The organism is Paenibacillus sp. GD4 (assembly GCF_030846225.1).
GTDB lineage: Bacteria > Bacillota > Bacilli > Paenibacillales > NBRC-103111 > Paenibacillus_G > Paenibacillus_G silviterrae.
Genome location: NZ_JAVCYK010000001.1, coordinates 3545806 through 3558235, shown reverse-complemented (window position 1 = coordinate 3558235; position 12430 = coordinate 3545806). Strand labels below are relative to the sequence as shown.

Sequence of the window (12430 nt, the reverse complement as noted above, 5' to 3'; positions counted from 1 at the left end):
CTATCTTTCCTCCAAGCGGAGCCACTTGGCAACCAGACCGGTGGTTCCCGCCTGCACGATAATCGTCAGCAGCACAGCCATGAAGGTGACAGAGGAGATGATGTCCGCGTATTTTACCCCCATGCCTGCCACCATCCCGCAAAGTGCAGCCGGAATGACTCCGGTTTCCCGGACCCAGAACATGAATGCAATTTCATTCGGTTTCCAATCCGCCCTGGAATCGGGCAAGGTGCACGCGAGCACGGTCAGCGGACGCGCAACCAGCATGAAGATCGCAATAACTAGCAAGCTTGGCCCTAAATAAAGAAGAATGACTTCCAAATTCACCTGGCTTCCGAGCAAAAAAAAGATCAACATCCGCATAAGCACGGTCATATTTTCCGTAAAATGCTCCATTTCCTTCAGCTTGTCGTTCAGGTCAAGCCCGAAGGACGGGGCATTCCCCCAGATCAGGCCGGCTACGAAGGTGGCCATGAAGCCGCTGACCTGCAGCGATTCACCCAGCCAATACGTACCCAGCGCAGTAACCACCAGAGCGATCGTGGCGTAATCCCGAAGCCAGCCGAGCCTCAAGTGTCCTGTAACGAAGGCAAGCGCCAAGCCTACCATAATACCTACGCCAATCCCGCCAAGCGCGGTAAAGCCGAACCTCTCGATGCTGGAGAGCAGCGACACCTCTTGTCCGCTGGTGATCATCGCCAGCACCGTGAACGTCAAGATCGAACCGGTCGCATCGTTGAAGGCTGATTCGCTTTCCACGGTTTCCCGTACCTTGGTCCTGATTTTTACCTGCTTAAAGACCGGAATTAGGGTTGCCGGGTCGGTCGACGAGATAATCGCTCCTAAGAGCACAGCGTAAGCAAAAGGCAAATCCAGCAAATAATGCGCGGCAAACGCTACCACCGCACAGGTGATTAATACGCCCGGGATACTGAGCAGCGTAATCGTCACCCACACCTTGCGCAGCCCCCGAAAACGGATGTTGCGCCCGCCGTCGAACAGAATCAAAGCCGAACCGACTGTCAAAATGAACTGGTTCGTAAACGAGCTGCTTGCTTCATGAATGAGATGCAATCCTTGTCCTACAATCATTCCCGCAATCAGGAATAGAGCTACATCCGGCAATCTCAGCAACGCGGCCAATCGACCGGAAACCATCCCTATACCCAATATGAAAATCAGCAGGAACAGCACATGATGGATCAGCAGTTGATTTTCCATTCCGCTACCCGATCACTTCCTCCTCGAACGTCTCGATTTGCTGGTTCGTTCCGATAATGACCATAACATCGTTTTCTTCCACCGTATCCGTTGCAGCCGGCGCAATAATGACACCCTGCTTCTTATTAATCGCTACTACACTGCAGCCGTACCTCGCCCGCGGATCAAGGTCCTTCAGCGAGTAGCCGCACAATCGCTTCGGTACGGACAACTCTACAATCGTGTAATCCTTCGACAGCTCAATGAAATCGAGCAGGTTCGGCGAAGCCAGCTGGTGCGCAACGCGAATGCCCATATCCCGCTCGGGGAAAATCACTCTGTCCACACCGAGCTTCTCCAGCACTTTGCCGTGCAGATCGGACAGCGCCTTGGCCACGACCTTCTTCACGCCGATATCCTTCAATAGAATGGCGGCAAGAATACTTGCCTGGATGTCGTCTCCGATGGCTACGACCACACAATCAAAATTCCGGATGCCGAGTGAGCGCAGCACATCCTCATCCGTAGCGTCGGCGACGACGACGTGCGTCAGCACGTCGCTCATTTCATCAACGGATTCTTCATCCTTGTCGATTCCAAGCACCTCGAACCCAAGCTTTACCAATTCCTTGGCGATGCTGGAGCCGAAGCGGCCCAGTCCGATGACAGCGTATTGACTTCTCTTCATTTGCGGTTGTTCCCCTATCCGATAGTAATTTTCCCTTCCGGGTATCTATATAGCTCTTTTTCCGTTTTCGGGCCGAGCGCATAAGCGAGCGTCAGCGGGCCGAGACGGCCGATAAACATCATGAGGCAAATCATCACCTTGCCGAAATCCGTCAAATCCGGTGTGAGGCCCATCGTCAAGCCTACGGTAGCGAAGGCCGACGTCACCTCAAATAAAATCATCAAGAAGTGGTGATCCTCTGTAGTGGACAGCAGCATCGACGCGAAGACGACCAGGAATAGCGCAAACAAGGTCAGCGTGATCGCCTTGAGGATCCGGTCCTTGCCTAAGCGATGCCGGAACATAACGATGTCCTCCTTGCCCCGGATCATGGCAATAACAGCCCCAATCAGAATCGTAAAGGTCGTCGTTTTGATCCCGCCCCCCGTCGAGCCCGGAGAAGCCCCGATGAACATCAGGATGATGATAAAAAATTGAGTGGCCTGCCGCAGGCCCGCGAGATCCACCGTGTTCGGTCCCGCCGTTCGAGGGGCAACCGACTGGAATAGGGAGCTGAGGATTTTACCTGATAAATCCAGGGACCCTAGTGTTCTCGTATTCGTGAACTCAAACAGGAAGATAACAACCGCTCCTAATCCTATGAGAAAAGCGGACATGCTTAGAACTACCTTTGAATGAAGAGACAGCTTTCTCAACTTGCGGTAATCGAGCAGATCCGATAAAACCACAAACCCGAGGCCCCCAAGCACGATCAGCGCGCAAGAGACAAGGTTGATCATCCAATCGTCGACGTAGCTCGTAAAGCTGGAGAATGGACCTGTGATCGGCCCGAAAATATCAAACCCCGCATTATTAAAGAAAGAAATTCCGTGAAAAATTCCAAACCAGATCGCCTGGCCCGGCTCCATGTCCATAGAAAACCGGATGGCATACAATACGGCACCCATAAACTCTATCGTAAGAGAATAATAAAGCACCTTGCGGATTAAGCGGACGATTCCTTCCATACTGCCTTGATTCATCGCTTCCTGCAAAATAAGCCGTTCTTTTAAGGAGATACGTTTACGAAGAGCAAACGCGAACAGCGTCGACATCGTCATAAACCCTAAGCCGCCTACCTGAATCAATGCAAGGATAACGATTTTGCCGAAGATGGTAAACGATGTCCCGGTGTCCACCACTACAAGACCGGTTACACAGGTGGCCGAGGTAGCCGTGAACAAAGCATTCAGGAATGACAGCGGCTTGCCCGTTGCCGAAGCGATAGGCAGAGTCAGCAAAATCGCTCCCGTCACAATAATCGCGGCGAAGCCCAGTACGAGTATTTGCGGCGGCGTCAGCTCAAATTTTTTCTTTAAACGTTCCACATATTGCACCTTCCGTCCGTTTTTTGAACAACAAAAAAGACACTGGAAGCCCAATGCCGTTTGTATTGGTTCCTGTAACACGCAAGCCTACGAGGTTAGCTGTCGGATTCGGATGTACAGGCACCCGTTCAGTATGCGGCCGCAGACTGAATTCACCCCTAATATCATGGTTCCCCCGTTTTCCATAGGAAATTCGGCTCTATGCAATTGATTTGAATTATAATCCTCCGTCTGTCGGAATACAAACCCCATTTTGCAGCGATTATTCGGCATATTCGGTGAACTTGGCGCTTCGTGTCGACCCAGCAGGGGCGTACGCTAGCTTTACATGCATTTACCGTCCCTTATCTCCGTCAATCATTGGATTTCCAAGATGAATGTATGCTACCTTAAGAGAATAAGATGTTTAGTAACGCATGCAGGGGAATTCATTATATATCATTCGATTTCAAGGAGAAGCCGATGCCCAAACGTTATCAAGATCCTTCGCTTTTGTGGTTAGCTGTAGTCGGTCTGGTATTGTATCTCGGAGTTACGTTTCTTACGCCCTTCATGGAACAGGACAAGCAGATGGAGGAGCAGCCGCAGGCTCCCACTCTAAGCAAGCAGCAGGCCGCGGAAACAGCCGCAGCCTTCGCTAAGAAAATGCTGTCCTTGACGGAGCCATACGACACGTCTACTTATTATCAGTCTCACACGGTAAGAAGCGGTTATTTGCAGAAGGAAAAGCTGACGGAAGCGTATGAGAAGCAGTTCGGGGACCGCCTTCCGATTGATTATTACGAGGTGGAAATCGGGGAGCAGGCAACGGGTACTACCTACTTTGTGGATGTGGATTATCACAAGGGGAATATACTGGCATGGCAAACCGTAAGGACCGCTTCTTCTAAAAGCAAAACGGTCAGCGCCGCTGCAGCCCCCCCCGACCAATTCATCGGTTCGACATTTGCGGAACAGGGGTATGTATTTAGTGATTTCACGCTGAAGGATGGCAAGCCCGCTGCCTCAGGAGAGCTGGTGTACGAGCACAAGCAATGGCGGATTGGAGAAGCACCGTTCCGTATTGCCGTGAAAGCCTCCGGAGAGCTCGTATCGCACTTCAAGCCGGGCTTTGCCGTACCGGATACGTTCATCGCCTGGCAGGAAGCGGAGGACCGGCAATCCGGATGGATGACCTGGATCAGCATGGGCGTATCCAGTCTGATGACGCTGGCTTCCTTGATTGTGATCATAAAATATCGGCGCGAAATCACTTTATCACGCGGACTGACCATGTCGATTGCTTTCGCAGCCATCTACATCACGAACAACTTCAACATGATCCCGGCCGTGCGCTCACAGCACGGAGCCGCCCCTTCGGGCGACGGAATCGGCTTTTATCTATGGATTATCAATATTTTCGTTGTGCTTGTCGCGCTGTCGGCTTATTTCGCCTTCGTTGCCGGCCACCGCTTATGGGTTTGGAAGGGCTGGAACCCTTGGCCAACCTGGCGGGATGCGGAGTTCGGGGGCCATGTTCACAGAGCCATGGTTCGCGGCTATCTGATTTGTCTTTTCATCTTGGGCGTTCAGCAGGTGTTGTTCTTCGTAGCTATGGAGGGCTTCGATGTGTGGGCCGTCAGCGATCCGGCCGACTCCGTCTTTAACATGACATATCCGGCTTTGTTTCCCCTGATGGCATGGGCGGCGGCGATCTCGGAGGAGGCAGTCTATCGTTTATTCGGTATCGCTCTGTTCTGGAAGCTCACCCGAAGCAAATTCCTTGCCGTCTTGATCCCCAGCATGATTTGGGCGATGAGCCATACGCAATACCCGATTTATCCCGTCTACACCCGTTTTGTTGAAGTGACGATTATCGGTCTTATTTTCGGTTATATGTTCCTGAAATACGGCTTCCTTACCGCCATGTTCGCGCATGCTGCCATGGACAGCATCCTGATGGGCTTATCGCTTATGTACATGGGCCAGCCGACCCAAGTGCTGGCAGGCGCAGCCTACTTGCTCGTTCCTGCACTCGTAGGCTGGCTGCTTTCTTGGCTTCACCGGCGCTTTAAGCGTCGGCCCCCTGCTCCAGGGAACCCGGCTGCTCCTCTTCAGGACCCGAATCCGGATTCTGACCGTTTAGCGCCTGTATAATTTGCGCTGCCAGCTTTTCTCCAATGCCTAGAGGCTTGAAGTCGCCGACTTCGGCCTCTTTGATTTTCTTCAGCGAGCCAAAATGCTTCAGCAGCGCCTTGCGCCGCTTCTCCCCTATGCCCGGAATCGCGTCCAGCTGGGACACGATCATCGACTTCGCCCGCGTCTCGCGATGGAAGGTGATTGCGAAGCGGTGCACCTCCTCCTGGATCCGCTGAAGGAGGTAGAACTCCTGGCTGTCGCGAGGCAGCGGCACGACCTCCGCCGGATCGCCGATGAGCAGCTGCGCCGTCTTATGCTTCACGTCCTTGACCAGGCCGCAGACGGGGATATACAGCCCGAGCTCGTTCTCCAGCACGTCGATAGCGGCTGACATCTGCCCGCGCCCGCCGTCGATGACGATCAGATCCGGCATTTGCAGGTTATCCTTCAGCACGCGCTCGTACCGTCTGCGCACGACCTCCCGCATCGTCTCGTAATCGTCCGGCCCTTGGACCGTGCGGATTTTGTACTTGCGGTATTCTTTGCGGTCCGGCTTGCCGTCCGTGAAAACGACCATGGCGGAAACCGGATCCGACCCTTGGATGTTGGAGTTGTCGAACGCCTCGATCCGATGCACCTTGCCGATGCCAAGCCACTCGCCCAAATTCTCAACGGCCTTCGTTGTCCGAGACTCATCCCGCTCCGCTAAGCGGAACTTTTCGTCGAGCGCAACCTTGGCGTTCTCGCAGGCCATGGCGACCATTTTGCGCTTCAGTCCGCGCTGGGGAACGTGCACCTTGACCTTCAGCCAGCTCTCCAGCGCCTCCTTCACATCCGTCTTCGGCTCTTGAGCCGGATCGGATGCTTCCTCTTCCGCCGCTGCAGCCGTATCGGGAGCAGCGCTGGCAGCGTCAGCAGCACCTTCCTCCGCCTCTTCCGACGGGAGGAAGATTTCCCTTGGGAGGGCCGGATTCTCGCTGTAATACTGCGTTACGAACGACATGAAATCCTCGTACGCCTCGCCGTAATACGGAAAAAGCGTCGCACGCCGCTCGATCATTTTGCCTTGGCGCATGTACATGATCTGCACGCACATCCAGCCCTTGCTGACCGAGAAGCCGAAAATATCGCGGTCCACCGAATCGGTCGTCGTAATCTTCTGCTTCTCCATCACCGCGTCGATGTGGATAATGTGATCGCGCAGTTCCTTCGCCCGCTCGAAATTCAGCTCCTCCGCGGCCTCGTTCATTTTGCGCGTCAGATCCTGCTTAATCTCGTCATGACCCCCGTTTAAGAAACGCGCAATCTCCCCCACCATCTTGTCATAAGTAGCTTGGTCGACCTCATACTCGCAAGGGGCGATACATTGACCGATATGATAGTAAAGGCACACCTTGTCCGGCAGCGTATTGCATTTGCGAAGCGGATAGAGCCGGTCCAGCAGCTTTTTTGTTTGCTGGGCGGCGAAGGCATTCGGATACGGTCCGAAGTATTTCGCCTTGTCCTTCAGCACTCTCCGCGTCACCTCCAGCCTTGGGTGCGTTTCATGTGTGATTTTAATATAAGGGAACGACTTATCGTCCTTTAGCAGGACATTATAACGCGGATGATACTTCTTGATCAGGTTGCACTCCAGAATGAGCGCCTCCATATTGCTGCCTGTTACGATATATTCAAAGTCGACGATTTCGCCCACCAGCACCTGCGTCTTGGCGCTATGGCTTCCGGTAAAATACGACCGCACCCGGTTGCGCAGCACCTTCGCCTTGCCGACGTAGATGATCGTGCCCTCCCGGTTCTTCATCAGATAGCAGCCCGGCTTTTCCGGAAGCAGCGCCAGCTTGTGCCTAATGGCCTCCATCGTCTTCTGCCGGTCTTCCCCACCGTTCAGAGACATTCCTCCAGCACTCCTCTCCAACATCCCCTGTAAAAATAAAAAGCTCTTTTTCCAGAATACCAGAAAAAGAGCTTTTTCTCATCCGTTTCGACGGCTGCCAAATTATTGGTGACGGCTAATGACGTTCTTCAGCGCATCCTTGGATTGGAAGCCTACTACCTTGTCAACCGGCTGGCCATCCTTGAACACGATCAGCGTAGGGATACTCATCACGCCGAAACGGGAAGCGGACTCCGGATTGTCATCCACGTTCACCTTAGCGATCTTTACGCTGTCGCCGATTTCTTTATCGAGCTCTTCGAGCACCGGAGCGATCATTTTGCAAGGTCCGCACCAAGGAGCCCAAAAATCAACAAGAACCGTACCGGAGCCTTCCACTTCGCCGGTGAACGATTGATCAGTAACATTTACAATTGCCATTGCATAAAACTCCCTTCAAGCGAAAATGTCAACATGTAAAGTATACCACATTAAGACCTATTTTCAACCGCGCCAGCCGGTGGCGGAATGCTGGTAATGCAGGAACACTCCCCCGTTTCCGCCAAAACGTTTGCATAATTGTCACTTTCGCATCCTTTACCTAATTTAAAAAGTTGGGTATACTAAGCATAAATATGCAGTTTCACGTACGATGCTTGCGCAGCCGTCCGGCAGCGCAATCCTATTGAAGGGGGACTTACCATGAACGATCCAAGACAGCATATCATTGAAGAGCCAAGCAACGACTTTATCGATACAGCCTTGGGCTTCGGCGTATTCTTCGGCGTTCTGCTGCTGATCGCTGTTGCGGCTACTGTGGTTCAGATCATGACCCGCTAATATCCTTCAGCTCTCTAAGAGCCTCTCTTGCGACTAACGCGAGGGGGGCTTTTTTAATGCGGCAGAGACATCCTATGGTAAAATAAGTAGCAAGGTGGTGATACGATGTCCTTGTATCCATTAGAATCGGATGACCGATATGAGATTTGGGGTGGAGTAAAATTGATGATAACACCCAGTAATACAGATCATGGATATGTAAAAATTAATCTAAGTACGATTGTAAGTACTTTTGTAAAAAACAATAAACTCGGTAAAGTGTATGATGCAAAAGTCCCCATCTATCTTCACGGTGACGTTGCCCGTAATGACTTCCGTCTAGCCGATTTTTTTGTCGCTGAAGACCGACTCGATATGGTACAGTTCAAAGGCATCTATGGCGCACCTGATTTGCTTGTCGAAATCCTATCCCCCGGCAAAATCAACGTTCACAGAGACCGTGTTGAGAAGTACCGGTTATACGAGCACTACAAAGTGAGAGAATACTGGATTGTTTCTCCGTGGGATGAGACCATTGAGATTTATCACCATAATGGCTCACACTACGAAAAGGTAGAACAGTCCCGGCTGCTCCAAGGAATCGAGCTGCTTCATGAGGATATATTCGAATAACCTGCACAAATAAGCCCAGACGCTGAGTTCCTGCTCAGTCAGTCTGGGCTTTCCTGTAGCTAGCCGCGGCTTCCCCGCTTGTTATAGCCTTTCACATGCACCGGCTCCACGAACGGCCGAATGCGGTCCATAATTCGGCGCCCCTTATACTCCTCGTCTCCGTCCTTGCTCGTAAAGCTGAAATGCTTCTCCAGCGCATCGAGATCGTGATTCGAGGTGAAGAACGTCGGCTTGCGGTTCATCCGATAGTTCAGGATCGAGCCCATGACATGATCGCGCAGCCAAGGGTTCAAATTCTCCGCCCCGATATCGTCGAAGACGAGCAGGTCCGTCTCCTTCAGCATCTCGATCGTTTCCTTGAGCCGCTGCGGGTCGTCGAACATCGATTTCAAATCCTCGGCGAAATCGGGCATATACACAATCGCTCCCGTAAAGCCATCCTTCGCCAGCTCGTGCAGCATGTAACACATGAGGAACGTCTTGCCGGTACCGAAGTACCCCGCAAGGTACATCCCGTGCTTCTGCAGGCCCTGCTCCTTCGTATTCATAATATAGCGAAGCACCTGATGTACGGCGTCCTCCCGCTCCTCGTCCTTATCGACAATCTCCAGAGGAGAGTAGCCCTGCGACAAAGCACGCTCGTCCACATAAAAGCTGCGAATCCGGCTCCGTACCGCATCCTGCGACTGCTTAGCTATAAACTTCTTGCAGGCTACCTTCTGATCGTAGACACGCGTACGGTCATCGGCTGTTTCTACGGTTATCATCGTGTAATGCCCTTCCATATCATTCGGGCACTGCTCTAGCCCTGGGCAATTCGAGCAGTTCTTGTATTCCACGGTATATTGGTGAAGCTTGTTTAAATTCAGCTTCATCGTGGCCGCATCCAGCTGCGGATATTTGGCGCGAAGCTTCACGATCAGCGGGTCCTCCGCGACGAGGCGAAGCTTCTCCTCCGCCTGCTTCAATAAGGCGCGGCCTTGGCCTCCTTTTAACAATTCCCCAAGCGACTCCATCATCCGTCCCTCGCTTTCCTACTTCCTCTCATCGAGCAGTCGCGCCATACGGCGCAGCTCCTCCCGTTCCGCCTCCGACAGCTTCTTGCCGGGAGCGTCCTCCACTACCGGAAGCACCGGCTTCTGTCTCGTGCCGCGATTGCGGCTGCCGTATCCTGCCTTTCCTCCGGTGCCGGAGCCGGTTCCGCCGCCCGACGCGGCTTTGCTGTTCTTCCGCTCCTGGTACTTCGCCTGCTCACGTATATATTCGACCGCTTGCTCGAAGCTTCCTACCTGCTTGGCCAGCATATCCGTAACGCTGTACTCGATCGAGGATCTGGCCCATGACCTTTTGTTCACATAGAAGAAATGAATCAGCACATTCAGAACCGCATCCGGCAAGCCGTATTCCAGATTCATCACATTCAGCGTATCCAGCAGCCCCGACGGAATCGCTCCCTTGGAGAAGATCATCTCGAGTAAGGTACGGTAAGGCTCATTACGCAAAATAAAATTGTACTGGTGCTGCGTACACTGCCCTTGGAAAATGTCCGGCACCTCAAGATAAAATTCCATCTCCACCGGCTGTTCCTTGGTTTTTGCCGGAGCCTCCGCCGTCTCCGACAGCTTGCCGATCAGCTTCGTCCGCTCTTCACTGCGCTTGCGGTCCTGTCGGAAGATCATGCTCGCCTTATGCTGCAGCAGATCCATATCTACGCCGCCTTCGGGGCTGAATACCCCCTCTTCATCAAGCAGCTTGCATACATCGGTCAAATACAAATTGAACTTTTTGGCGACAAAATTAATTTGTGCCATATGCTCAGGCTCATATTTCAGGTTCTCAACAAAATCCCGGTTCATCGAGCTTCTCGGAAAATGGGATATGATCTCCGCATACTGGTAGCCTTTATATGTAACCTCAGGCTTGCTTTCGGTCGGTACGGCGGCAGCGGACTCGAAGAAGGCTTGCTCCAGCTCGAAATCGATCACCTGGCTGTTCAGCGTGAATAGCTCATAGAACGGCACCGACAAATTCTCGCTGTTCGCTTCGGCCAGCTCCTCGGAGGCACCGAGCACAAGCTCGTCCCGCAGGGCAAACACCATGTATTTGCCGACCTTGTCCCGCAGCAGCAGTGTCAGATGCTGGTTCTTAAAAAACTCTCCCGGCGTTTGCGGCTGCAGCAGCGTATATTCATACACGTAATCCTCCGACGCTTCGGCGAACCGGCGCGATGTTTTGAGCAGCCCGACAGCCTCCAGCTTGGAGGTCTGTTCAATAAAAAACTTCCGACCCCGCTCCCCGGATTCGAGCTCCAAGGCAAGGAACAGCTTGCGCTGCTGTTCGACCGGAGAGTACCCCGACTTATCAGCGGGAAGCTGATGAAATAACGTATGATAGATGCTGACGGCGTACGCACCGATCATCGGCTGATACACGCTGGACAGCATCTTGTAATCCAGGCTGCTCAGGGCAAAATCGCGAACCACATAAAAGCGATGATACTCTGAAAAGTGCAGCAAATTCGTAATTCGCATTCGCTCAAGCTCCATCCGTTGTTTCAAGTCTTACTCTCCATTTTACCACACATATCGACATCAGGGTCTATGAAATTCGAATGAAAAAATCCCCTTTTCCGTAGAAAAGAGGATTCCGTCGCATTGCTATATGGTACTCACTTCCATTTGGTCCGGGTCGTAAGGCTTTAACAGGTGCTGCAGATAATCCGGGTCTCTTCGGCTGTCATCTAGCCATTCCTCCATCTCGTCTTGACCCAGAATAACCGGCATATACTCCTCGTATTCGTGTACGAGACGGTTCGGCCTTGTGGTCATGACCGTGCAAGTCCGATATTCCCCGCCTCGGCTGTCCAGCCAAATCTCATAAAGCCCTGCGATACCGAAGGTACCCTGCTCCTTGAGGGCTACCCGCAGAGGGGTTTGCTTCTTCCCTTCCCGCTTCACGACCTCATAACCGTTGCACGGAATGATACAGCGCTGCTTGGCGAACATGCGGCGATAGGCGGGTTTCTCGTGGACGAGGCTGCTGTCGGCGTAGACCGCATCTTTAGCCCAGAACGGCACCAAGCCCCAACGAAATTGTTCCAGACGCTGCTCTTGATGATGACGGACGACCACCGGAAGCTCCTGGGTGGGTTCGACGGTAGCACAGGGAGTGTAGGAAAATCCGACCTCCTGAATACGAAACTGGCTGGATAAGCTCGAAAGCTCCGTGGTGATGCTGATGCGTTTGCACATGGCAGCTTGACCCTCTCATGTTGTGTGTTTTTTACAGTATCTTTCAAAGCTGGACTTTTCATGTGCAGAAATATGTAAAATTTATTATCACTATGGTAAACAAAAAACCCCCCGGTATCCGGGAGGCTCTTATTGTTGTTGCTAACGTTATTAAAACATCTTATATCCCTTTTCCCGGAGCGACTTGATCGTCTGCCCGCTCAGCGCTGCTCCGATTAAGCCTCCGACGGCCGGAATGTAGTCCACAATGGAATATTCTGCAAGGTTCGAGCCTAGCGAGCCGCTGCCCCATCCCCAATAGATGACCATACCGATGACTAGGGCAATATAACCGTAGATTGGAAACCAGGTCGTTTTCATCAGCATGTTTAATATAAAGCCGAGTCCGAAGAACAGCACGAACAGCAGCACCGTAACAATGACAAGTTGCAGCATTGCGAGCAGAAGCCTCCCTTTCACTATCTCTATCTTTCTATTT

General features: G+C 52.4%; 12 protein-coding genes and 1 riboswitch. Of the genes, 3 read left to right on the top strand and 9 right to left on the bottom strand.

Annotated features, from left to right (window positions below; genetic code table 11):
• From RAC89_RS17260 to RAC89_RS17250, 3 genes are read right to left on the bottom strand one after another with little or no spacing between them, the layout of a single operon-like run.
• Entirely contained in the window at nt 1–1221 is a 1221-nt protein-coding gene (locus tag RAC89_RS17260) for a cation:proton antiporter (protein WP_306614943.1), read from the bottom strand.
• Nucleotides 1222–1225: 4 nt separating this feature from the next.
• On the bottom strand, nt 1226–1888 hold the full coding sequence (locus RAC89_RS17255) for a potassium channel family protein (protein WP_306614942.1): 663 nt from the start codon (nt 1886–1888) through the stop codon (nt 1226–1228).
• Nucleotides 1889–1902: 14 nt separating this feature from the next.
• Nucleotides 1903–3255: a TrkH family potassium uptake protein gene (locus RAC89_RS17250; RefSeq protein ID WP_306614941.1), complete on the bottom strand. Its 1353-nt coding sequence runs from the start codon at nt 3253–3255 to the stop codon at nt 1903–1905.
• 69 nt (nt 3256–3324) lie between these two features.
• Nucleotides 3325–3464: riboswitch (cyclic di-AMP (ydaO/yuaA leader) on the bottom strand.
• A gap of 253 nt (nt 3465–3717) precedes the next feature.
• Here RAC89_RS17250 and RAC89_RS17245 point away from each other — a divergent pair.
• Complete coding sequence (locus RAC89_RS17245) at nt 3718–5391, top strand: CPBP family intramembrane glutamic endopeptidase (protein WP_306614939.1); 1674 nt, start codon at nt 3718–3720, stop codon at nt 5389–5391.
• On the opposite strand, the gene uvrC is transcribed toward RAC89_RS17245, so the two are convergent.
• Together uvrC and trxA are read right to left on the bottom strand one after the other, a co-directional pair.
• Entirely contained in the window at nt 5306–7270 is a 1965-nt protein-coding gene (gene uvrC / locus RAC89_RS17240) for an excinuclease ABC subunit UvrC (protein WP_306614938.1), read from the bottom strand. The genes RAC89_RS17245 and uvrC overlap by 86 nt on opposite strands.
• 102 nt (nt 7271–7372) lie before the next feature.
• Nucleotides 7373–7690, bottom strand: a complete 318-nt coding sequence (trxA, locus tag RAC89_RS17235) for a thioredoxin (protein ID WP_284644678.1) — start codon at nt 7688–7690, stop codon at nt 7373–7375.
• 261 nt (nt 7691–7951) lie between these two features.
• On the opposite strand from trxA, the gene RAC89_RS17230 reads away from it, so the two are divergent.
• Both RAC89_RS17230 and RAC89_RS17225 read left to right on the top strand, forming a co-directional pair.
• On the top strand, nt 7952–8089 hold the full coding sequence (locus tag RAC89_RS17230; RefSeq protein ID WP_284644677.1) for a YqzM family protein: 138 nt from the start codon (nt 7952–7954) through the stop codon (nt 8087–8089).
• Between the two features lie 105 nt (nt 8090–8194).
• Entirely contained in the window at nt 8195–8701 is a 507-nt protein-coding gene (locus RAC89_RS17225) for a Uma2 family endonuclease (RefSeq protein WP_306614937.1), read from the top strand.
• A gap of 59 nt (nt 8702–8760) precedes the next feature.
• On the opposite strand, the gene dnaI is transcribed toward RAC89_RS17225, so the two are convergent.
• The 4 genes from dnaI to RAC89_RS17205 all read right to left on the bottom strand — a co-directional run bounded on the left by dnaI (nt 8761) and on the right by RAC89_RS17205 (nt 12387).
• Complete coding sequence (gene dnaI / locus RAC89_RS17220) at nt 8761–9717, bottom strand: primosomal protein DnaI (RefSeq protein ID WP_306616119.1); 957 nt, start codon at nt 9715–9717, stop codon at nt 8761–8763.
• Between the two features lie 18 nt (nt 9718–9735).
• Nucleotides 9736–11232: a replication initiation and membrane attachment family protein gene (locus RAC89_RS17215; protein ID WP_373430026.1), complete on the bottom strand. Its 1497-nt coding sequence runs from the start codon at nt 11230–11232 to the stop codon at nt 9736–9738.
• 126 nt (nt 11233–11358) lie between these two features.
• Nucleotides 11359–11952 carry an SOS response-associated peptidase gene (locus RAC89_RS17210; RefSeq protein WP_306614934.1) on the bottom strand — a complete coding sequence of 198 codons (594 nt, stop codon included), beginning with the start codon at nt 11950–11952 and terminating at the stop codon, nt 11359–11361.
• A gap of 150 nt (nt 11953–12102) precedes the next feature.
• Entirely contained in the window at nt 12103–12387 is a 285-nt protein-coding gene (locus RAC89_RS17205; RefSeq protein ID WP_284644675.1) for a YuiB family protein, read from the bottom strand.
• Between the last annotated feature and the right edge of the window lie 43 nt (nt 12388–12430).